This is a genomic window from Kibdelosporangium aridum, from assembly GCF_900176515.1.
GTDB classification, from domain to species: Bacteria; Actinomycetota; Actinomycetes; order Mycobacteriales; family Pseudonocardiaceae; genus Kibdelosporangium; species Kibdelosporangium aridum.
This window is the reverse complement of the sequence record NZ_FWXV01000014.1, coordinates 163,693-185,615: the sequence shown is the minus strand read 5'-3', so window position 1 is coordinate 185,615 and position 21,923 is coordinate 163,693. Positions and strand designations below refer to the sequence as shown.

Here is a 21,923-nt window from a genome sequence, read left to right as displayed (position 1 = left end):
ACCGGCGAGGTGACTGCGGTTGCGACGGCTGAACTGGACGGTCGTCCCATCGCGGTTACGGGCGGCAGAGATCACACGGTGCGAACCTGGGATCTGAAGAACCGGCGCTGCCTAGACGAGCTTGTGATGCCCGATCGCGTCCGTTGTTTGACATTGGGGCTCGCCGGAACTCTGATTGTCGGGTTTGGCTTCGATATCGCGGCTTTCGATACCTCGACTCCCGTGACAGCACCTAGAACGCCGAGGGTATCCATTACATCTCTTCCATCTGTTCCTTCATGGGAGCGGCGGCCACCCTGGTGGTATCCAATCGTTCACCGCTAACCAAGCAGCGCCATGCAATTCCGCCGTAGGCCACCATGAAACCGCACTGTGATGGCTCGTCCGGGCCACTGACAGAACGGCACGGACCCATTGTCCACACGAGACGGTTGGACGGAGTCTTGTCCGTGTGTACGGTTTCCTCACCAACAGGATAGGCGAAGCGGCTCCACTCCTAAGGTCCTGTTTGTTGCCCGGGTCGCAGGGCATGCATGAGGCGCCTTGCCGGATCGCTCGCCGCTGACCTGTCAAGAAGCGACATCGCGTACACAGTCAAACTCGCCACCAGTGTTCATGTCCGATCACTCTGATGCGGGCGCGACGGAACCGCCGGTTCGGACGATGTCGCCTACTGTCAGCGCCATATGGATGATGGTGCCCAGCGCGACGGCTCGCTGGTCGATGTCCAGGGCGTGTATCAGCCGCAGCACATCCGCCACGGCCTCATACTCATCGGCACTGGCATGTCCCAGCGCATCGTTCACAAGCCGTATCGGCAAGTTGGCCGATGAACGGACACCAGCGCTGGAAACTGAGCCTTTCCGCGTAACCGTTGGTGACTTAGGGTAGCGACGGTTTGGCGGTTGATGACACGCCGAATCTGTTGCCATACAACAGAAAAAAGCGCAGAACCCGGTATGAAGGTGGTCCTTCCGAGATCAACTTCATAGAGGGTTCTGCGCTGGATGAGCGTCGCATACACCGCTGTTCTGAATGTGTCCGAGGGCAGCGTTCTGTTCCTGTCGGGTTTGTTGCATGCCGAGCGTGTCCGGCGTGGCACCCGCAAGGGCCGGCGGGCGCTGGGTACCTACAAGCAGGCGGTTCTCGTCTTGCGGTGGTTCCTCGACGACACCAGGATGTTGGCCTTGGCCAGGGATAACGCGATTGCCGTGTCCACCGCGTATGACTACCGGGACGAGGGCATCGCGGTACTCGCCGCGCGCCGGCCATCGCTGCACGGTGCGTTGTTGGCGGCGAAAGCGGCCGGCCACTCGCATGTGATCGTGGACGGCACGCTGATCCACACCGACCGGATCTCCACACCTGGCCCCACGCGCGGGGTGGACTTGTGGTGGAGCGGCAAGCACCGCCATCACGGCGGCAACATTCAGGTCGTCTCCACCCCGGACGGGTGGCCACTGTGGACCTCCGACGTGCGGCCCGGCCGAGAACACGACATGAGCGCCGCCCGCGCCAACCCTGAACTGCTGGCCCGGATCACCGACTGGGTCAGCGACGGCGCGCTCGCCTTGGCCGACCTCGGCTACGAAGGTGAACCCGCAACCTTCACGATCCCGTTCAAGAAAACGCAAGACGGCCGACTCGCCGTCGACGAGCAGGCCTGCAACGCACTCCACGGCGCCCTGCGCTGCCTCGGGGAACGCGCCAACTCCCTACTCAAAACCACCTACAAAGCCCTCCGCCGCTACCGCGGCTGCCCCTGGCGCCTCGGCAGCATCACCGCCGCTGCCCTGATCCTGCTTCACCACGAACACCACAGAACCACATAACCAACAAAAATTGATCACACAGCCACCAGAACGTTACGCGGAAAGCTCATAGGTGCCTGACGACAATGCCGCCGGGCTGGACCCACTCACCGGTAAACCGTGGCCGGTCACAGCATGCAGCTTCTCGATCTCGCTGCCTTCGTCCTTGTTCCGGCGAAGGCGTTGATCGCTTCGCTGCGGCACAGGGCCACGAGTGCCCATGCGCGACCCCCTCCATTGGCGATGACCGTGTTGTCCAGGTCGAAGAACGCCTGACCAGGGTCTGACCAGCAGAGATGTAGGTTCTGGAAGAGTCGCTCAGGTTACCCTGTAGTAGTTCCGTATCGGTTCAGGGCCGTCTGCTCTACTGAACCCATGCGTTGGCCTGAGCTCGGCTTCGCCGGAGCACCAGCCGTAGTCGCCGCACCGTTCGGTGCTCCATGGCCCGTCGTGTTGGTCCTCGGAGTCACGGGGCTGCTGGTCTGTGGCTGGGTACAGTACCTTCGGCACAAGGAGCACATGCGGGCGCTCGACAAGACTGTGGACGGCCAGGTCGCAGAAGTGCTGCGAGCCAGGTCCGACCGCGATCCGTCCACCCCAGTGACTCAACGGCCGAGCCGCCACGGAACTAATGGCGCGGCGGCCGGCGCCTAGGACGATCAGCGAGCCTGGCCCTCGGACGTAGTTGAGGTTGACGCAGAAGTTGGCGAAGTCCGCTAAGTTCCCCCGGTGAGCAGTTCAACGCCATGGTGGGGAACTTTGGTCGTTGCGTCGGTCGGGTTCTTTGGCGTCTTACTATCGCAGCTCTGGACGAGTGTGCGAGACCAGCGGCGGGTCGACCAGGAGAAACACGACCGTGACGTCAATCGGCGAGCTGAAGTCTATGCCGAGTTCCATCGCACAGTGACCGCGCTTAACACTGATGGCGTCGAGCAAACTGAATCAGCAGCCACATTACTGGCGGAGCTGGCGCAGCGGCGCAGTCTAATTATGTTGCTCGCCTCGCCGATGATCAGAGCCGAGACAACTAGGGTCGTGGACGGTTTGACCGCCGTCCGTGCTGCCTACGCGCGTGCACCGGGTAGTGCAGAGCATGAATGGGCGCGCCGAGAGTTTGACAGGTCATTTGGCTGGTTGGTCGAGATCATGCGCCATGAGCTTGACCTCGGCCTGAAGCCGCGGTGGTGGCAGCGTACTCGGCGCCGTATATGGTCATATCTACATCGTCGACTCTCCGGACTGGACGAAACAGTGCTCGGCGGTGAGGGAGCTATCGACTGGTGGAACCTTCGAGCTCGTCTTCGGCGTATGCGTCAACGCCACCGCGTTCGGCGCGATGAAGCCCTGGCGCGCAAGTTGGGTTACAGATTCCAGCGGTCCGTGGGCCCGGAGGCCTGAAACCTGTACACGGCCTCGGGGTCGCTATACGCCGCGATCTAGAAGGCCTCGATGGGGGTTATCCCCTCGGGGTGCAGAAGTCTATTTAGTTTGTCAATGTCGCAGTAGCGACGTTAGCGCATTGCCGAGTGTGCGCGCAAGCGCGCTATTTCTGCGTGCCTAAGCACGCTGCTACTCCCGGTACCCCCACCTCTGCATTTCTGTGCAGGGGTGGGGGTACCGGGGTCACTATTCCCGGGTGTCTCTCTACTGGCCTACGCCGTAGCGCACGTAGCCGCGCCTTAACGCGGTTACCCTCGCTACTGCTCTTGCCTGCGTGGCAGGCACTGCACACACCACGTAGGTTGTCGAGGGTGTGGTTATCCCGACGCTCTATGTGGTCTACCTCTGTGGCGTACGTAGAACAGTTCCGGTCTTGTATTTGGCACGTGTCAGCGCGATCACCACCGAGCCGCCGCTCACCACCGCGGAAGGCGTGTCCACATACTTCGCGATCCTGTTCACCATTCTCGCACTTCCCGCGATAGGTGTCGGCGTGCTGATCAATTTCGCTGGTTCGCAGGATGCGGGGGCCATGTTCGCCAACTGTTGGCGGCCAGCAGGCTTCGCTACTGTAGCGCACCAAGTTTACCGGGCCGTCCATAAAGTCATGGCTCCTGAGCAGCGGAGCCCAGGAGCCATGACTTTACTCACGAGAGATATTGAGCGTTTACTGCAATCGTCAGATTCTGGCGGCGGCGATGGCGGCGGCGAAGGTATTCACCTCGGTGTAGACGCCGGGCTTGCCGTCGCGGCCGCAGCCCTCGCCCCAACTGGTGATGCCCACCTGGATCCAGGCGTTGTTGTTGTCGCGGCGGAACATCGGGCCGCCGGAGTCGCCCTGGCAGGTGTCCGTGCTACCAGCCGGGATATTGCCGGCGCAGATCTCGGCGGACGGAATCAGACCGGCGTAGAAGCCGCCGGCGGCCTTGCAGGTGTCGTCGTTGACGAAGTCGACCTTGGCCTTGAGCAGCTCACGCTGCTGCGGGCCGCCCTCTTTGGCGGCACCCCAGCCGATGACGTCGAACGCGCCGTTGTTGTACGCGGTGGTGGTCGCGATCGGCAGGGTGCCCAACTCCTCTGGGGCCGGGCTGGCCAGCTCGATCAGGGCCCAGTCACCGCCGGTCGAGGTCCCGTATGTCGGCGACTGGTACACGTAGGTGGACTGGATTCTGACGGCGCTGGGGTCCTCCAGGTCGACCACGCCCATGGTGGCCGTGATGCGGGAGTTCGGGCCGGTCTGTGGGACGCAGTGCGCGGCGGTCAGCACGATCTGCCGGGTGTAGAGGGTGCCACCGCACCCCATCGACAGCCGCACCATCCAGGGGAATTCCCCTTGTGCGGCAGGGATTCCGCCGACGACTCGCACGCTGTCCGAACCGGACGGCGGGGCTGCGACGGCCGGCGCCGCCAGGCCGAGCATGGTCGCGACGCCGACTGCCGCAACTGCCATTTTTTTGAGCGCACTGGCCCAGGTGTTGGTGCTCACGTTGACCGCTTTCATTAATAACCTCGCCTTTCTTCACTGAAATCCTCTGACCTGCTTCAACGTGCGCCAAACCGGTATGAAAAACATCGGTGGAATCGCCCACTTCACCATGAGAAGACTGTGGTCAGGACATTGAGCCGTTCTCGTGCGTCCAACGGTCAGGTGGTTGAACGTGTAGGTATGATCTGTCGTCAACTCGCCCGCCGCGGCCCGGCGATCAAGCCCTGCAACCGATCTGACCAGTTATCTGAATTGTAGGTAGCTCTGTAGGTGGTTCTACCGATGTTTGATTCCTCGCCGTTGCCTAACGTCTCCAGACGGCAGCTTCCCTCGCGAGGCCGATCCGAGAGGCGCCGCCAGGGTGGGGCGTTTCTTGAATTACAACGAAACCACCTGGAGTGGACTGTCGGGGCTTGTCCATATTTTTGCGTCGACACCGTCTTGCGGAATTTGCCATTCCGTGAGTTCCCGGAACCATGTCCGGCGGGATCGCCGTGCTTATACCCGAGGTGATCGGTGATCTCCTCGTTCAACGCTCACTCCAACACGGATTTCGTCACCTGATTCAACTGCTCATTAATACCATCGACCGGGCCGCCTGAAGTTCCGGCCTTGTCGACCAACGCCTCGATCACGTCCGCATTCAACAGCGATGACACATCAGGAACATTGTCGTCGTCAGCTGAGCGCTTCTTCGATTCACTCGCAGACGCAGACAAATCATATCCAGTCGACCAGTCGGGCGACTATTCAGGCCCGCCCAGCCTTACATGAAATATTTGGCTCTGTCGCTCATTGAGTGATCAACTACATCGGCGGCAACGTCCTGAGCTCCATCGGCCGTACATGCCGTTGCCCGGTGCGCGATACCTGCAGTTCAGTGCGGCCTCGATGCCAGCCCTGCACACCTTCCCTGCGAGCATCCCGGCTCGTTCGCTCCACCCTCAACAAGTTGCTCACTCAACCATGGACAGAGCCAAATATTTTAACAGGCCCGACTGCCGGTGTTGCGAGGAACCAACAACACCTAGATCCAACACAACTCCAGCGTCTCAACGCCGCCGACACCCACGTGTGGGCGGCATCCTCAACGAGTACCACCACGCCGCCTGGATGACCTGCACGATGAGATTCTCGGCAAGCGCACCCTTCGGGAAACGAGACTTCCACCCGATACGCTGGCTGAGATACCGCTCGGGAACCGGCGCCGCAGACGAAGCCGCAGGAGTGGCGAATGCCGGAACAACGTCAATGATCAACGCGACGACGACTCCCCACGACGAGCAGCAGCTCACGCCGAGCCGAGAACTCCTGTGCAGCTTCCATGATCGGTTATCCCCACAGTTATCCCCACAGTCCGGTCGTAGGAAACCAGTCTCGGCCAAGAAAACCCACAGTCCCGGGAGTCATTCGCCTAGCCCCACCGGGTATCGGGTGTGAAGCGCGCATCCCCAACGCGCGCTTCACGCTCCCTCTCCGCTCCCGGTCTCCTCGCGTCTGTCGAGGAGTTCAGTGTGCCTGCGAGCAGGAGGGAAAGACGTCCGGGAGATTGCCTACATCGCCGGTGACTAGTGCGCTGGCGACGCCGGCTCGGGATGTGGCGCCGAGTTTGGCGATGATGTGCCCGACATGGTGGTCGATGGTTCGGGGACTCAGGTACAGCTTCGCGGCGATCTGCCGGTTGGTCATCCCGATGGCCAGCAGTTCGGCGACCTCCCTTTCCCGGGAGGTCAGCGCGGCCGGTCCGACGGCATCGCGAGGGTTGCGTTGTCCGGTAACGCCGCGCGGCACGCGACGACCTAGCCTGCGCAGTTCGCGAATGGCCCGTTCCTGTAATCCGTTGGCGCCGCAGCGGGCGGACAAGGCGCGAGCCTGTTCCAGTTCGTCCAGTGCGCGGGGGCGTTCTCCGGCGGCGGCTGTGGCCGTGCCAGCTACCAGCCAGGCTCGGCCCGCGTCAAGGGGATTGCCGCTCTTGGTGAACTCCGTGGCGGCCTCCCGGGCCGTCGTGCTGGCGTGTGCCGGGTCGCCGGAGGCGGACAAGACTCTGGCGCGAGCGAGTCGCGCGAACGCCCTGCGGCCCGGCAGTGCCACCAGTCCGGTGGCTGCTGCTTCGGCGCGTGCTGCCCATTGTTCGCCCTCCGCCACGCGGTCCAAGGCCAGGGCGGCGGTGGTGAGGAACTCGTACCAGGCCGGGCGGCGAGCGGGATCGACCATCGGTAGCTCCGGGCTGCTACCGGTGATGTCCAGAATGGACGAACACCCCTCGGGGTTGTCGGCCATCAGGTGGGCGTGCGCGAGTAGCTTGGCCGTCCACAGTGACAACCAATCATTCGGCGGTCCGGCCAGACGGCACGCTTCTTCCCCCAATCGCAGGGCCAGCTCGAGCTCGCCGGTCAACGCCGCCACTCGGCACCGCATGGCGAGCGCGAACGCCTGCAACCACCGGCTGCGCACCAACAATGCCGCTTCTTCAGCGTCAGCGAAGCAGCCTTCAGCCTGTGTCAGCAGCCCCTGCCACATCAGCACGCTGCCACGACTGACCAGCAGCATGGTCAGCAGATAGTTTTGACCGGTGGCCCGGGCCAGTGCGAGGCCGCGGTCGAAATGCCGGCCTGCTGCGTCATAGCGTTCCAGATCGTGCTCTGCCCAACCCAGCCACACCACGCTGTCCAGCCGCTGCGCCAGCTCGCCGTCGGTCAGCCCGTCGACTAGCAGGGCCGCGTGGTCACAGTGCTCCAGCGCGGCTGGAATGTCGGCGGCCAGATAGTCGGCGTAGGCCGCGAAACTGGCTGCGGTCGCCCGTGCAGGGTGATCGTTATGGCAGCTGGCAAGTATGTATGCGGTGCCCGCCCATGTGCGACTGCCGGCGACGTCGCCGTGCCGGAGGCTCGCCTCGGCCAGTCCGAGCTGCAGGGCCGTTGCGGCACCGTTCGCCATGCGGGGCAGCCCTCGCAGCTCCGCCAGTAGCAGGGCACGTGCCTCCGCATGCCGACCCAGAAGATTTTCGAGCACGGCGCAGAACGAGACCGCCCGGACCCGCCGGTCCGCCGCCGTGCGAGGCAGGAGCCGCAACACCTCATGCAGGACATCCCGGGCCTCCCACAGCTGGCCGCTGATCCCGAGGAACCTCGCCATGTCCGTGAGCAATTCCAGGCGGCGTAAGTCGCCCTCGACCTTATCGGGCAGCAACCTCAGAGCCACAGACAGCCAATGCGCGGCGTCGGCAGGTGCCCAGCCGGCCACGGCCTCGGCGGCGGCGATCAGGACCGCGATTGCCTTGTCATTCCCGGGAAGCGTCGCATGCTCGACGTGGGGCGCGCGCTGCACCATGGAAGCGCCCCGCTCCTCCAGTGCGTACCACGCCCTGGCATGGGCCTGTACCCTCCAGCCGGCGCCGGCGTTCTCGTACGCGGCAGCGCGCACCATCGGGTGGCGGTAGGAAAAACAGCCCGGGCCCGCCGGTTGGACGAGATCACGGGCGACCAGCTCATCCAGAGCCCCGTCAGCCACCTGGCGACTCAGTCCCGCGACCGCGGCCGCGAGCTCAGGCCCGAAGGGATCACCAGCCACGGCGGACGCGTGGGCGATCAGGCGGACCCGCTCGGGCAAGATCGCCAGTTCAGCTTGCAGGGTCGCGCGAACAATGGGGGGAACACCATCGAGCGACAACACGCTCTTTGGTGATAAGGCAGTCGACGGACCATTCGACAGCGGCTGCCCCCTCGCCGCCAGAGGCAACCACTCCTCGGGGGCGCGTGCCAGCGCTTCCAAGTAGAACGGGTTGCCACCACTGGCTTGGTGCAAGACCTGACACCGGGCCTGGTCGACATCGGGACCGAGAAACTCGGCGACCTCGTCAAGATTGAACGGACCGAGCTCGATCCGACGAACCACCCCGCCTGGCGTGGCCTGGGTGAGCACGGCGGCGAGCCGGGCTGGTCGCTGACGGGAACGGTAGGCAACTACCAGCACGACGGGCGCACGAGGCGGGTGGCGGAGCAAATACCCCAGCAGTTCGAACGAGGCGTCATCACCCCAATGCAGATCGTCCAGGGTGAGGACCAACCCCGAGGGCGACGCGAGGTGCTCCAGCAGGGCACGTATAGCGAGGTGCAGTCGGTAACGCTCGACTCCGAGGACCAAGCGGTCGTGTGTGGTTTCTGCGGAGTCCGTTGGCACTGAGATCCCCGGAAACACCATCGCGAGTTCACGCACCAGATCGGTGCCGAGCCCGGCGAGATCTGGTGGGTCGAGCGAGGCGACATGGTCACAGATCGCATCGAGAAATACCCCGAACGGGTTGTGCCGTTCCAGCTCGGAGGCATGACCGGCCAGCACTAGCCGGCCTTGACGATTGGCCACAGCACGCATCTCACCCAACAGCCGGGACTTGCCGATACCCGGCTCGCCCACGACCTCGACCACCCGGGCCACTCCGCTGCGCGGACGATCGAGTATGTGCGCGAGCAGCTCTCGTTCCCGCTTCCGCCCCACCAGACGACGGGCACCGTCTCCCCGTGCTACGTCACCGCTCCGCATACCCTCCCCAAATCCTTGGCAAGCGCGCCCCTTGCTCCGTCCGCAGGTGATCGCCGCTCAATTTCGAGGTGGCCGTACGCGACGTGGTCGCGGCGATCTCACTGCTTTCGGAACCCAATCCGGGCTGGGCAAAGATCACTCCGGAACGACCGGCCGCAGCCACAACTCTCCTCCCATCCCCAGAGCTTTAGCGCGTTGTACACCTACGCCGTTCATCACCAGTGAGACACCACCTGGTTGTGGAGGGGTTGCCGTACGGCAGCGGGTCCTGCAACCCCGGTCGCAGGCGGTTGTTGTTCCAGTGATTGACAGAACAGCCCGGTCCGCTGTCCCGGGCTTCCCCGCCGAGACGGATCACTCTCGCAACGGAACACGACAATGTCCGCGACCCGACGACTCGGAACTGGCCGACGGCTTCTTCGTCGCACCGACCGTATTCGTGGATGTTCGCGGCACTGCACTACAGTCCTAATCAGACTGTTGACCACGACCGCGTGAATCCGCCAAGCCTGGATGCTGAAGCTTATTCATGGTCCCTCGCATTGGTATACACACCTGCGGGTGAACCTTGGAAAAAGCGTGCTGGCATGCCCCCTCGACGCGCCAGCACGTTTGTCAATCAGAATGCAAAGATAGGATCGGTCGATGCCAGCTGGCACGTATTGCTATAAGTGTGCTGCCAGTGGACGAACCGGTCTTGCCATATCCCGTCTGCCGTAACAGTGACCGGATCCCACTGCGTTGTGCACACGGTGCCCGGGTTCCCGCGCAACTCTGTGAAGTCGCCATGCACCTCTCTTAGCCTGTCGCAGGCCTTGGTTGCGTGCGGATGCCCGCCGCCGTCGGGGTCACACGTCAGCGTGCTAGCCGCATACGGGATTGCCTTGGCCGTTTCTCCCTCGCTGATTGTCAGGCGAAGTACCGAATTCGCGATGGAACTGGGAGAATCCGTGCTCCTGTACCCGGCGGCGGAGGCGCTCACCCCGCTGATCATCATGGCCGCGACGGCGGCAATGATGAATATTTTTGACATCATATGTCTCATGAGTTTCTCCTCACATTCGCGCGAAGGCAGTAAGATCTGCCTTCTTTTCTTCCGTGTCGCGCTTGGTTGTGTCCGCTGATCTATTCGTTTGGGTTGACTGCTTAGTGACAGCGAGGCCTGAAAGTGTGCGCTCCATGAACTGCCTCCCGTATCGGCGACCGTATGGCACGAATTACCTACCCTGGTTCTTCCTTCTGCTTGACCTACGGATTGATCACCTCGCTTCGGGTGATCACGTGCTCCCAGGCATGGATGCCGCAGTCGCTGCACATGAGCGCGGCGCTCCTTCGGCGCGCCGGGAACCAGCGACGCCAGAGTGCAGTTACAGCCAATCGGAGGGCGACAACATTGAACGAGATGGAAAACTCTGTGGCCACAATTAGACACAGGGGCGAACCGGGGGATCGTGACGTGACTCCGTGGGGTTGATCCAGGTCGAGAGCCTTGCGGCCCACGCTGTGGGCACGTCATTCCCACCTGCAACTTCACGGGCGTGACGCCCGAACCGCACCAGCGATGATGGCCCTCTTCCTGGAAAGTGGGACAGGGCGGTTTTCACGTGCCGCCGACATGGGGGATGCTGCCGGTACCTGGCAAGGCCGCAGGAACCCCTGCGTATGCGGGGAGGACGTCAGATCCTCGCCCGTGTAGTGCAGACGCGTAGTCACGTCTCCGAAGTCACCGTCGGTGCCCGAAGTCTGGGGTGAGCAGTGCGCCGCCGGCGATTTGTTGGTGGCCGGTGTCCAGCAGCTGTTCCCCGAGCGCGGTCACGATGTGGCGCATGGTGTTGCCGCGCCGGACGCTGCTGATCAGGCCGGCGCGGCGCAGCACGGTGGCGTGCTTGCTGGCGGCGGCGGGCGAGGCATGGATGTGCTCGGCGAGGTCGGTGGTGGAGCGTGGCACGCGCAGGGCCTGCAGGACGCGTGCGCGGGTGTCCCCGATGAGACTGGCCAGCCCGGCCAGATCATCGGTTGGGGCGGGGATCTCGGTGATGGGGTAGACCAACACGGGTGGGAGTTCGGGATCGATGAAGGCCACGGGCGTGTTGCAGCAGAAATAGGACGGAATGAGCGTCAAGCCGCGTCCGCCCAACTGGATGTCGCGGTCAACGGGATAGTCGGCGTACAGGATGGGCGGGACCCATCGGATGCACTCCGCCAGGTTGCTGAGCAATCCCTCGATGCCGTTGGCGGTGACGTCCTGGGTGCGCTGGGTCCGGTCGTTGCGAATCGTCCGGTCGATGCCGGGCCAGTGCGGGGCCAGGACCAGGTCGTGGTACCAGGACATCGCGTCCCGCAGCGCGTGCAGCGCGTCGAGATCGCCGGCGGCGAGCTGTCGGGCCACGGCTGGTGGCCGTCGGCCGAGGTAAGGCAGCGCTATCTCCATCTCCATGGCTAGTCGGCTAGCGTGGGTACTGAGCACGGCGTCCAGTGAGGCGGCGAAGTCGTCGATGTCCTGGTACGGCGTGAGGAAGTCCGGGAAGGAACCCCGTGGTGGGACCAACGCGGTCAACAGCTCCAGGTGGCGGCGACCAGCGGGGTGGCGGTTCAGCCACGTGAGCGAGGACGCCCGCCACAGAGCGTGCCGGGACGGGGGGTGGCGGCCCTGGATGACGTGCAGGCTGTTCACCAGTTCCCACGTCGGGTGCGGGTGGGTGGCGATCCGGGTACGTGCCAGATCATCGGCGGTGAAATGCAGCCGCAGCGCCATCGCGATCCCTCGGTGCGCCTCCGTGTCTAGTTGTGGCCAAGGAGTTTTCCTTCTCGTTCAACGTTATAGACCTCCCATTGGGCGTCACAGCACTCTGGTGTCGCTGGTTCTGGCGCACTGATGCCGATGGCCTGTGGGGTTTCAGAAGTCGGCCCCGTGCCTGTGACCTGCGCTCTAGGCTGCTGCGGGTTCGTATTCGTTGATCAAGTCTCCGAGGATCTGCCGGCGTACGACGTGGCTATAACTCTCGTTGGATAAGGCGCGGTCAGGTCTGGGTGAGCGGAGTTGTAACGCTCGATGGGGACGGCGCTGGTTGTAGTGGGAGACATACCGCTTCAGCACGGTTTGCAAGTGCCGCTCGTTGATGATCAAGAGTCGGTCGGTGACCTCGCTTCGGGCCGTGCGGACGAATCTTTCGGCGTAACAGTTCGCTCTCGGGCAGCCTGGCGGAATTCGGACAGTCTCAATACCGGCGTCGGCGAACACGGCATCGAACGACGTCGTGAACTGGCCTGCCCGATCGCTAATGAGGAACCGGAACCTGTCCGCTCGATCGTCGAGGTCCATGAGCAGGTTGCGGGCTTGTTGGGTGGTCCATGGCCCGTCGGGATGCGTTGTGATGCCGAGGATATGGACGTAGCGGGTGGCGACCTCCATCACGAAGAACACGTAGATCCGCTTGAGCGTCACCGCGCAGTCGACGTGGAAGAAATCGCCGGCCAACACGGTGGACGCCTGGGTAGGCAGGAACCTGCGCCAGGACATGTCGGTGTCCCGGTTGGGTGCTGGTGGTATCCGCAGGCGTTTGAGCACCCGGCGGATGGTCGAGGCACTGACCCGGTGACCAAGCTTGAGCAGCTCACCCTGGATCCTGCGGTAACCCCACTGCGGATTCTCTCGGGCCATCCGTTCGATCAGTGCGGCAACAGTCGCGTCGAGCGACGGACGGCCAGGCCGGTTCGGGTAGGTCCACTTCCTGGCCACCAGGCGTCGATGCCACCGCAGCAGTGTCGCCGGTGTGACCAGTCGGTGTCGGCGCAGCATGGCGGGCAATCGCCGTGCCAGGGCGGCAAGTACTGCACGATCAGCCCAGTCCAATCGCGGACGAGGATTCCCGCGCCGCAGCACCGCGACTTCATGCCGCAACACCAGCAACTCCACGTCCTTCGACGCAGCCGAGCTTCCGAGCAGGACCAGCCAACCAGCGAGCCGAACGAAGATCAGATACAGCAGTCGCAACCACACGCCCTACGATCATGCCCTAGTACCGAAGACCCAGATCACTGCAGGTCAAGGCCATCATGCGCAGTATTGGAACCCCACAGGCAACCGACGTCACCTGTTTTCGTTGTGGTTCAAGAAGATATTTCGCTCTGCGGTTCTCGCCGTCCCCGGATCGGGCGGCCCGGCTTGGAAGCTCTGCTGTCCAGAGGCTCCCAAGAGCATCGTCTTCTCCGACGCGGAGGAGAGTGGAGGCCAGCAACGGCACAGTTGTCGGTCACAGCGAACGCTCGGCCCGCTCGGCCTTCTGCTTGGCCCACCTCTCCAGCCGACGCCAGCGTCGGCTGGAGCATAGTTGGTGAGCCACCCGGTGGTGATGGGCGAATCGCTCCGCCTCGCGCATTCGGGTTCTGGCCAGAACTTCGTAGAGCAGCATCTCGGTGGTCCCTTTCTGGACTGGATCGAACGGTGGCGGGGTGTTAAGCAGCGCGATGGTCACGCGGCGGCCTCCTGGTTCCAAACGGTGGTGCTGTTCTGAGTGGCGGTGACCTCTGTCGAGGTGGCCTGCTTGCCCGGATAGCTCCTCGGCGGTGTGCGCGGGGTGTCCGGGTCGCGCTCGACGATCTTGCTGCCCCTGGCGCGCAACGGCTCACCGGTCCGGCGGGCCGGGTCGAAGTCGACCGTCCGGGGGTGGCTGGTCGGCCAGTTCGTGCTTGCCAGCGTCGCGAGTACGGCGTGGCCCGGGGTGGCGAGCTCGACGGGAACGCGCTGTTCCACCCTGGCTGGGCGCGTGGCATGCACGAGGCCGGTGTGCGCGAGGTGGTGGGCGGCGCTCTGGTCGCAGCAGGCCAGGCCGTCGATGAACAGGTCGGGTTCGCAGCTGCCGGTGATTTCGCCGCGGCCGGCGGCGATGGCGTGGAGCATGGCCAACTCGCGCCGGGAGACGCTCAAGCCTGCTGGTGCGGTCGTGGACACTGGGATGCTCCTTGTAGGGGTAGGGAAACGCGGATCGGGTCGTTCGACGCGTGGTGTCAACCTGTGCAGCGACAGCCGACTGCGGTGGGGCTGCAGACCGGCTACGGCTCACGCAACCCGATATCAACGAGGTGCTGTCAGCCAGGAGTTGGCCGGGATCGAACCCCGGATTGCCGCAGGCGCCGATCAGACGCGGTCAGAGGGTCAGGGTGGTGTGATCGCATCGCCCGTGGCGCCGCGCTGTGTGTAGACGGCGTGGACCACGCTCAACGCCCAGCGCATCCGAGGGATGGCTGTCTCAGGGTGTTCGCCGTACTCGCCGCCTACCTCAACGGTGCAGCCACGGGTCCCGCCGTAGGTGCGCACGGCGTGGCGGATCGCGGTGGCGACGTCGGCACGGGTTGGGTGGGAGTAAGCGGGCAGGTCGCTGGTGAACAGCGCCTTGGCTCGGGCCGCGGTGAGCAGATCAGTCGGAATGGTCATGGTGTATGTCTCCCTGTTGGAGAGGGGCGGCGCGGAGGAGAGAAGTGGTCGACCTCCGCGCCGTCCCGGTCGTGAGGCGCTCCTGGCGACGGCGCGAGTTGCGCATGATGGGCCAGATCGGACACCCTGTCGAGGTCGACCGGCCGCTGGCCAATTGCTGTGGAGTGGGGTTCACCCCTGACCCCCAGGCAGGGGTAAACCGGTTTTGTGGTGCCCGTGAAACCTGCCGCGGAACTCTACGATCACCTTAAGGGTGATCGTGTAATCACCGGAGTTAGGGATATAAGGCGCTGCCTGCCAAATGATGCCGTACACACTGCTTAGTGACAGCGACGCCTGAAAGTGTGCGCTGCATGAACTGTCTCCCGTGTCGGGAAGGGGATGGACGACCTACCCCTGGTTCTTCCTTGGTGATCAGCCGTTCTGTGGCGACTGTCACTGGTTCTACGGAGTGGGCGGTTGAAATAGTTCACGCGACCCAGAAAATTTGTGAGAATTCAGCAGCGGGGCGCGGCGACGGCATCGGGCCGGCGGCTGGTGCGGGCGGAGCGCCGGGCAGCGCGTCGACTCCCGCATGGCGGCGGTGCGGCCGTGCTGGAGCGCGGTATGTCTGCTAGCGCACGGTGACGTGGATCAGCCTCATGACCATGCCCTGGGAGTCCACCACGGGCACGTCGGGGCCGGCGGGGAACTCGTAGGTGCCTTCGACGCCGACGTCGACGTGCAGCATCGGCCAGTAGTTCCCGGTGGTCATCCGGCCGGTGACCGGGATGGAGACCTGGGTGGAGCGGCCTTGCCGGACCGACACCACGCCGATACGCGGGCCCGGCTCCCCGCCGTCATCGGTGTGCAGGACGACCCACCCGGGACCGTTGTGGATGTCCACATCGGCCACGGTCACGCTGGTGCCGTCGCTGATCTGATCGGCGGCGCTCAGGCAGCCGCGCACCTGCTGCCCGGCGATGGGTGTGGGGTCCGGGGTACAGGCACCCGCGGTCGGGGTGTGCCTGTGATGCTCGCAGCCGGCGCCGCTGGTGAGTGCCGCGGCGAGAGTGACCACAGCCAGTGGCAGGCGGGGCTTCACGAGCGTGGCCTTTCGCGGACGTGGCGGTAGCTTCCGCAGCTTTCGCGCGGTCATCCGGGGGGTTTGGTGACCAGCACCTTGGGGCCGCGGTACTGCGGGTTTCCGTCATCGGGTTCGCGCGTGACGCCGAGGAGGGCAAACCGCTGCGGCGCTGCGGCGCCGGTCAGGGTGACCTGGGCGTGGCCGCGGCTGTCGGTGGTGAAGCTGCCGGCCGCCACCCGGTTGGGCCGGGCGAGGCTGTCCCCGGGGCCGACGAACCAGCAGGTGTAGCGCTGACCCGGCGGTGGCGGGGGAAGATCGGTCACGCGCAGCTGGACCACCCGCCCAGCTGGGGTGTCCTGGATGAGTGCGTCACCGCGCTGCGGGCCACTGTCGGGAGCGATCAGGCTGAGGGTGAAGCCGGCCGGGGCGGCGCTGTCTTTCGGGACCGGGCCTTGCAGTTGCAGGACCGCGACGACACTGGCGGCGATCAAGAGGACAGTTGCGGCGACGGCGGTGAGCAGCCGTCGGCGACGGTCGGGCGTGAGCCGACTGGAACGCCGGGACCCGGCATGGGGGAGCTGGCCGTTGTGCCGCTGCGGGTCCACCAGGCGGAGGGGAGCGGAGGGGCGCTCGCTGGCGTGGATACGGGCGAAGGTGCGGGCCTGCAGGTCCGCCGGCAGGTCTACGGGTGCCCCGGTGGTCAGCAGTGCCGGAAGTCCGCGCAGCTCATCGATCTCGGCGTGGCAGGGGCCGCAGCCGGCCAGGTGGGCCTCAAACGCACGGGTCTCGCCCGGCTCAAGGACGTTGAGCACGTAGCCGGCCAGATCCGGGTGCGGAACCGGGTGTTCAGCCATGAATCCCCCTCTCCGCCAGAGCGAGTTTCAGCGCCCGCAACGCATAGTAGGTGCGTGTCTTGACCGTGCCGAGCGGGACGGCAAGGATCTCGGCGATGGCGGCCTGAGTGAGATCGCCCTGGTAGGACAGCACCAGCACCTCCCGATGCGCCGGCGACAGGGAATCCATCGCCTGGTCGACCACAAGCCGGGTCAGCATCGGATCCGTCGCGTTGGCCGCGGGGAGTTCGCCACTCTCTGCGCACTCGGGTTGAAATGATCGGGAGGAGGGGCGACGCAACAGGTCCCCCGCCAGACTGCGAGCCAGCATGAAGAGGTACGCGGCCACGCTGCCGCGGGAGACATCGAACCGATCAGCGGTGCGCCACAGCCGCAGGAAGGTCTCCTGCACCAGCTCCTCGGCCAACCCCCGATCACCCAGCAACCGCAGACCAAACTCGAACACCCGGTGGGCATACCGCCGGTACAGCTCCTCCAGCGCCACACGCTTGTCTCCGACAGCCACCCGATGCAGCAAGGTGGCATCGTCCAGCGCTATCAAACTGGTCATGCGCAGCACCTGCTCCGCTACGACCGTGAGAGACCGATCTTGACCGTCGATCGGTGGAACCTGCAACGTCGAAACGAAGTGGTGCCGACTCGAACGTTTCGAGCCAATACCGGCCTGTCACAGAGAAATTCGTACAGAATCTCCAAAGAAGTACAAATTCTACATCCCTAGCTCATCCACAGGAAGAAGCAAGAGATGGCGAGTTTGCGTCAATGACAGAAATGAGCCACACATAGGAGCGAAGACGAGGAGCATGGCAAAATGTTCAAGCCTCAATGGATTTTGACGGCTGCCCGCTAATGCATAGCGACGCTGGTCCGGGAATATCCGGCCGCCCGGTTTCGAGCGCTACGCCGACGATGCCAACTTCTGCACCTCAGGTCGGGTGGCTGTGCCGTTCAAAAACTCATCGCTGCAGTTCAGACGGCCTGGTGGTACTCGTTGATGAGGCCGCCGAGTACACGCTTGCGGAGGATTTGACGGCGGCTGTGGTGAGAAGTCTTTGGCGGTTGTTACGGTGCGTCGAGTGGTTGGTGGTTGCGGGCTTGATGTGGTCGGTGCTGGTTGTAGTGGCGCTCGTATTCGGCCAGAACACGGTGGGCGTGGGTCGTGTTGACGATCAGGATGTGGTCGAGGATTTCGCGGCGTAGTGTGCCGATGACTCGTTCGCATTGGGCGTTTGCTTTGGGTGCTTGTGGAGATGTCTTCAGGATTTCGATGTTGTCTGCGTCGAAGGTGCAGGTGTACTTGGTGTCGCGATCGCGGATGAGGAATCGCAGGGATTCCATGCGGGTACCGAGGTAGTAGGCCAGGTTGCGGGCTTGCTGGGCGACCCAGTCGCCGGTGGGGTGGGCGGTTACTCCGGCGACGTGGAGGCGGCGGGTGCCGTGGTCGAGGAATACCAGTGCGTAGAGACGCTGCAGTCCGATGGTGTCGAGGTGTAGGAATGCACAGGCGATGATGGTGTTGGCTTGAGCGGCAAGGAATTTTCGCCCGGTTGGGCCGTTGCGGCGGGGTGCGGGGTCGATGCCGGCGGCGTGCAGACCTCCGATAGGTCGTAGTTGTCAGCTGCGTTGGTGGTTTGGATAGGGAATGCCTTGGTTTCGTCGTAGGTCTCGCCGGTGTGTAGGCAGTGGTGTAGCTGGCCGAGCATTTGGTTGAACAGGTGCCTGAGTGCGGATGGGTGACCGTCGCCTGTTGTTCTGCGGCGGGTGTAGTGCGCTCGGGCTGACGGTGAGTTGGTCATGGCCATGAACGCCCAGGTGAATCCGACTGCGGCGAGTCGGTTGTTCTTGATCAGGCGGCGTGTGATCGATGTGCTGCGTCCGGATGCCCTGGTGACGGGTGCGGAGCCGGCGTAGGCGTTGAGCGCTCGGGCGTCGGTGAACCGGTCGCGGTCGTCGCCGATCTCGGCGAGCAGGCGGGCACCGGATATTTCGCCCAGGCCGGGGAAGCTGGTGATCACCTGGTGGTCGGCGTGCTGTCGGAACGCTTCGATAGTCGCCTGGCCGAGTTGCTCGATCCCGGCGCAGGTGGCGTTGAGTGTGGCCAGCAGCGCCAGGGCTTGGACGGCCATCGCCTGCTCCGCCAGCGGTGGCTGGCGCAGTTGGGGTCGGCGCAAGGCCTGGTGCAACTCGGCGGCGACCCGGACAGCCCTTTCGCGCTGCCCAGGAACTGGCCCAGCGCGGGCACGAAATCTCCGGAGGACAGGCCGTGCAGGTACAACAGCGGCAGCACCTCGGTGATCTTCGGCGTCATGCGCGCCCAGGGCGGCAGAATCGCCGAGGAAAACCGGCACCGCTCACCCGTGGCCGGGTCCGTGCGCTTGTCGTTGACCCGCGGCGCGGTCACCTCCACCGCCCCGGCGGAGGTGAGCACCTCACGCGGCTCATGGTGGCCATTGCGCACCACCAGGCGGTGGCCGCGCTCGTCACGCTCGCCGGCGAACCGCGCGATATAGGCGTCCACCTCGGCCTGCAACGCCTCAGCCAGCATCCGCCGCGCGCCCTCCCGCACGAGCTCATCAATCAGCGACGGCGACGATCCGCTCGAGGACTCGCCATCGCCAGCAGCAGGGTCAGGGGCTACGGTAAGCATCGGGCCGTACCTTCCCGGCCGACGCGCCAACGTCGGCCATGCTTGGAACCTTCAACCAGTCCTGTACCGCTCGAAAAGTCATCGCTGCAGGTCAAGCCGCGTACTGGTACTCGTTGATGAGTCCATTGAGGATGCGGGTGCGTAGTAACGCGTGGGTGTTGGCTTCATGCGTTCGGTCGGGAGATGGACGAGGTTCGGGTGGTTGTTGGTGTCGGGCTTGGTGCGGTCGGTGGTGGTTGTAGTGGCGCTGGTATTCGGCGAGGACTTCTCGGGCGTGTGCCTCGTTGAGGATGAGCATGTGGTCGCAGACCTCGGTGCGGAGGGTTCTGATAACTCGTTCGCAGTGGGCGTTCATCCGTGGTGCTTGGGGTGCGGTGGTGAGGATGTCGATGTCTTCGGCTTGGAAGACGGCGTCGAACGCTGTCGAGTACTTCGTGTCGCGATCGCGGAGCAGAAAGCGGAGCGCACCCAGATCCGTCCCGTTGCCAATGGCGAGGTTGCGGGCTTGTTGTGTGGTCCTCTCCCGGGTGGGGTGGGCGGTGATGCCGGCGATGTGTAGTCGTCGTGTGCGGTGTTCGAGGAAGACCAGGGCGTAGAGGCGTTTGCCGAGTGCGGTGTCGATGTGGAAAAAGTCTGCGGCGATGATGCCGCGGGCTTGGTTGGTGAGGAACTGTTTCCAGGTGGGGCCGGTTCGGCGTGGGGCGGGATCGATGCCGGCCGAGTTGAGGATCTTCCACACGGTCGATGGGGCGATCCGGTGTCCGAGTCCGGATAGCTCGCCGTGGATCCTTCGGTGTCCCAGCGTGGATCCTTCGGTGTCCCCAGCGTGGGTTCTCGTTGGCCAGGCGGAGGACGAGCTTCTTGATCGCTGAGCGGGTGGGTGGTCGTCCAGTGGAGTCCCGGCGTGAGCTGTAGTCCCACGTCCAGGCGATGGACTTGCGGTGCCAGGCGAGGATCGTTGCGGGTTGGACGGGGAAGATCTCGTGCCAGCGGTGTCGGGGGAGTAGGGAGGACAGGGCGGCGAACCAGAAACGGTCTGCTGGTTCGTAGCGGACTTGGCCGGTGATCTGGCGGCGGAGAACGGCGTTCTCGTGCCGGAGCGCGAGAAGTTCGGCGTCCTTGGTGGTGTCACGGCGGAGCAGCAGCGTCGGGACGGACAAGAGCTGGCGGGTCAGTTGGTATAGCAGCGACACGATCACTAAACCATGATCTCAACGCCTACTCGGCGGTCTGACCAGGTGCTACGACTTTTCGAGCGGTACAGGCCGGCAGACGGAGATGACCGTGCTTGGTGATCATGGTCACGAAGCACTCGTTGGGGTGAATGATCAGGCGTCCCTGGGACTCCTGGATGTCCACACCGGTGCCAGGAGACCAGCCAAGACGCGTCAGGAGGGGTTTCTCGATGATCCGCCCGCGATTGTCCACGGCCGCGGCGCCGTAGATCGCCGCGCTTGACCGGGTCAGTGGAGACACGGGCAGCGGCAGCGGTAGGCGTGCCGCCGGTGAACTGCTGGGAGCCATACGTGTGGCCGGGAAGACCACCGGCTGGATGTGCGAACCGGTCACGACGAACACCGCCTGAAGCGGTGAAGGATCGGTTCAGAGTGTTCGAGTGCGCTCAAGCACTCGTACGTCAGATGTAGCAGGTACGCCACATAACTGTGTCCGAGGAGCGTCGTGCACGCTAACCACACGGCTCGTTCTCGACCGTTAGTCGTGACCAGGCCATCACGGAGTTCGCGTCAACGGCCGCTGATGGCGCGGGGCGGTACCGGTAAAGACGAACGCGGCGATGGCGAGGCTGAGCAGGGCTCTCCTGGTTTGTTCAGTGTTAGGGCCGTCCGAGGAACTCGGGAGCGAGTGGAGTACTACACCGAGGGCATGCTTCCGTGCGCTGACTACTTCGTCCTCTGCGGTTCCCGGCCGGGAGTGCACGACGCTGGACTCTGACACCTGGTGCTGCGATACGCGTTGTTCCAAGACCTGGGCTGTCCAACCGGCGTAGTGCGTCGTGGGCTGGACGTGGCGCCGGTCGGCTTGGGCAACGTGGATAGGTTGATCGAAGTGCAGCACGTATAAGATGCCCTGTCGATCTGTGGGCACGTGCCGTCCCTGGTATGCGATTGAACACGCCCAATCGTCGGTGCGGCTCGGATCAAACAGCCGACAACACACATGGCAACGTTTCGGTGCCGTAATGGACTGCATGCTACAGCGCGCCACAATGAGCAAATAGGGAGACTCGCGGAGTGCCGCATTCGCGTCGATTGATCTTGCGTGCATCGAAACAAAGGCGAGGATGTCCGCGATACTGTCTTTAGACGCGCCTGTTTGAGCGTCATGCGGTGAGTGTTAGCTGACCAGGAAGGACACTGTCATCTTGCACGAAGCGCCCGATCCCGCCGCCAAATCGCGGCAGAGCGTCCAAAGCAATAGCCCTATCGGTCCCATCCCGCAGGTCGTTGTGGCGCAGTATCAGGTAGTTGCTGCACGACGGCAGGCATTAGACACGATGATGTGGCAGACTCCCGCACTGTCCCTGACAGCACAATCCTTTCTTCTGCTGCTCGCATACGGTGCCCAGTCCACCCGTCTAGCTGCGGTCGTGGCTGGCGCACTGTCTCTGATCATGTCACTGATGTC

Annotated in this window: 21 protein-coding genes and 2 pseudogenes; 4 read left to right on the top strand and 19 right to left on the bottom strand. The window is 64.1% G+C overall.

What is annotated here, in order from left to right; genetic code table 11:
- Positions 1-623: 623 nt before the first annotated feature.
- The gene (locus tag B9C43_RS49385) at positions 624-806 is read right to left on the bottom strand and encodes a hypothetical protein (RefSeq protein ID WP_084434227.1); all 183 of its coding nucleotides are present in this window, start codon (positions 804-806) and stop codon (positions 624-626) included.
- A gap of 201 nt (positions 807-1,007) precedes the next feature.
- Here B9C43_RS49385 and B9C43_RS49380 point away from each other — a divergent pair, with 201 nt between their 5' ends.
- Positions 1,008-1,832, top strand: coding sequence for a transposase family protein (locus B9C43_RS49380; RefSeq protein WP_084434226.1), 825 nt, complete (start codon positions 1,008-1,010; stop codon positions 1,830-1,832).
- Between the two features lie 33 nt (positions 1,833-1,865).
- Here B9C43_RS49380 and B9C43_RS57215 read toward each other — a convergent pair whose 3' ends face one another.
- Positions 1,866-2,033 carry a hypothetical protein gene (locus tag B9C43_RS57215; RefSeq protein ID WP_160097299.1) on the bottom strand — a complete coding sequence of 56 codons (168 nt, stop codon included), beginning with the start codon at positions 2,031-2,033 and terminating at the stop codon, positions 1,866-1,868.
- A 153-nt stretch (positions 2,034-2,186) separates the two neighbouring features.
- Here B9C43_RS57215 and B9C43_RS49375 point away from each other — a divergent pair, with 153 nt between their 5' ends.
- Positions 2,187-2,465 (top strand): hypothetical protein, encoded by a 279-nt coding sequence (locus tag B9C43_RS49375; RefSeq protein ID WP_084434225.1) that lies wholly within the window; start codon positions 2,187-2,189, stop codon positions 2,463-2,465.
- Between the two features lie 1,465 nt (positions 2,466-3,930).
- Here the strand turns inward: B9C43_RS49375 and B9C43_RS49365 are convergent.
- From B9C43_RS49365 to B9C43_RS60305, 4 genes and pseudogenes are all read right to left on the bottom strand, one after another.
- Positions 3,931-4,701 (bottom strand): S1 family peptidase, encoded by a 771-nt coding sequence (locus B9C43_RS49365; RefSeq protein ID WP_084434245.1) that lies wholly within the window; start codon positions 4,699-4,701, stop codon positions 3,931-3,933.
- A gap of 461 nt (positions 4,702-5,162) precedes the next feature.
- Positions 5,163-5,396 (bottom strand): annotated as a pseudogene (locus tag B9C43_RS59155) (transposase); the annotation flags it as partial.
- Positions 5,397-6,246: 850 nt separating this feature from the next.
- Entirely contained in the window at positions 6,247-9,231 is a 2,985-nt protein-coding gene (locus B9C43_RS49360) for a helix-turn-helix transcriptional regulator (RefSeq protein WP_160097297.1), read from the bottom strand.
- 664 nt (positions 9,232-9,895) lie between these two features.
- On the bottom strand, positions 9,896-10,270 hold the full coding sequence (locus tag B9C43_RS60305) for a subtilase-type protease inhibitor (RefSeq protein WP_407657176.1): 375 nt from the start codon (positions 10,268-10,270) through the stop codon (positions 9,896-9,898).
- Here B9C43_RS60305 and B9C43_RS59150 point away from each other — a divergent pair.
- Positions 10,209-10,400 (top strand): hypothetical protein, encoded by a 192-nt coding sequence (locus tag B9C43_RS59150; RefSeq protein ID WP_235039289.1) that lies wholly within the window; start codon positions 10,209-10,211, stop codon positions 10,398-10,400. The genes B9C43_RS60305 and B9C43_RS59150 overlap by 62 nt on opposite strands.
- 599 nt (positions 10,401-10,999) lie before the next feature.
- On the opposite strand, the gene B9C43_RS49350 is transcribed toward B9C43_RS59150, so the two are convergent.
- From B9C43_RS49350 to B9C43_RS59145, 12 genes and pseudogenes are all read right to left on the bottom strand, one after another.
- Entirely contained in the window at positions 11,000-12,031 is a 1,032-nt protein-coding gene (locus B9C43_RS49350; RefSeq protein WP_143447147.1) for an ArsR/SmtB family transcription factor, read from the bottom strand.
- A gap of 174 nt (positions 12,032-12,205) precedes the next feature.
- A complete protein-coding gene (locus B9C43_RS49340; protein WP_084434219.1) occupies positions 12,206-13,276 on the bottom strand; it encodes an integrase core domain-containing protein in 1,071 nt (356 codons plus the stop codon).
- A gap of 253 nt (positions 13,277-13,529) precedes the next feature.
- On the bottom strand, positions 13,530-13,751 hold the full coding sequence (locus B9C43_RS49335; RefSeq protein ID WP_084434218.1) for a hypothetical protein: 222 nt from the start codon (positions 13,749-13,751) through the stop codon (positions 13,530-13,532).
- On the bottom strand, positions 13,748-14,227 hold the full coding sequence (locus B9C43_RS57965) for a hypothetical protein (RefSeq protein ID WP_200826053.1): 480 nt from the start codon (positions 14,225-14,227) through the stop codon (positions 13,748-13,750). The genes B9C43_RS49335 and B9C43_RS57965 overlap by 4 nt, the downstream gene beginning before the upstream one ends.
- 204 nt (positions 14,228-14,431) lie before the next feature.
- Positions 14,432-14,710 carry a hypothetical protein gene (locus B9C43_RS49325; RefSeq protein WP_200826052.1) on the bottom strand — a complete coding sequence of 93 codons (279 nt, stop codon included), beginning with the start codon at positions 14,708-14,710 and terminating at the stop codon, positions 14,432-14,434.
- A gap of 613 nt (positions 14,711-15,323) precedes the next feature.
- Complete coding sequence (locus B9C43_RS49320) at positions 15,324-15,794, bottom strand: DUF7282 domain-containing protein (protein WP_143447146.1); 471 nt, start codon at positions 15,792-15,794, stop codon at positions 15,324-15,326.
- 50 nt (positions 15,795-15,844) lie between these two features.
- Positions 15,845-16,630, bottom strand: coding sequence for an anti-sigma factor (locus B9C43_RS49315; RefSeq protein WP_084434243.1), 786 nt, complete (start codon positions 16,628-16,630; stop codon positions 15,845-15,847).
- Positions 16,623-17,180 (bottom strand): RNA polymerase sigma factor, encoded by a 558-nt coding sequence (locus B9C43_RS49310; protein ID WP_084434216.1) that lies wholly within the window; start codon positions 17,178-17,180, stop codon positions 16,623-16,625. The genes B9C43_RS49315 and B9C43_RS49310 overlap by 8 nt, the downstream gene beginning before the upstream one ends.
- 512 nt (positions 17,181-17,692) lie before the next feature.
- On the bottom strand, positions 17,693-17,968 hold the full coding sequence (locus tag B9C43_RS57960) for an integrase core domain-containing protein (protein ID WP_200826051.1): 276 nt from the start codon (positions 17,966-17,968) through the stop codon (positions 17,693-17,695).
- Positions 17,969-18,036: 68 nt separating this feature from the next.
- The gene (locus B9C43_RS49300) at positions 18,037-18,756 is read right to left on the bottom strand and encodes a transposase (RefSeq protein ID WP_143447144.1); all 720 of its coding nucleotides are present in this window, start codon (positions 18,754-18,756) and stop codon (positions 18,037-18,039) included.
- Between the two features lie 65 nt (positions 18,757-18,821).
- A pseudogene (locus tag B9C43_RS49295) lies at positions 18,822-19,277 on the bottom strand (transposase); the annotation flags it as partial.
- A 91-nt stretch (positions 19,278-19,368) separates the two neighbouring features.
- Positions 19,369-20,016, bottom strand: a complete 648-nt coding sequence (locus tag B9C43_RS59145) for an integrase core domain-containing protein (protein WP_235039288.1) — start codon at positions 20,014-20,016, stop codon at positions 19,369-19,371.
- A gap of 316 nt (positions 20,017-20,332) precedes the next feature.
- On the opposite strand from B9C43_RS59145, the gene B9C43_RS59820 reads away from it, so the two are divergent.
- On the top strand, positions 20,333-20,461 hold the full coding sequence (locus B9C43_RS59820) for a hypothetical protein (protein ID WP_268811629.1): 129 nt from the start codon (positions 20,333-20,335) through the stop codon (positions 20,459-20,461).
- Between the two features lie 34 nt (positions 20,462-20,495).
- Here the strand turns inward: B9C43_RS59820 and B9C43_RS49285 are convergent, their stop codons facing one another.
- On the bottom strand, positions 20,496-20,846 hold the full coding sequence (locus B9C43_RS49285) for a hypothetical protein (protein WP_143447143.1): 351 nt from the start codon (positions 20,844-20,846) through the stop codon (positions 20,496-20,498).
- Between the last annotated feature and the right edge of the window lie 1,077 nt (positions 20,847-21,923).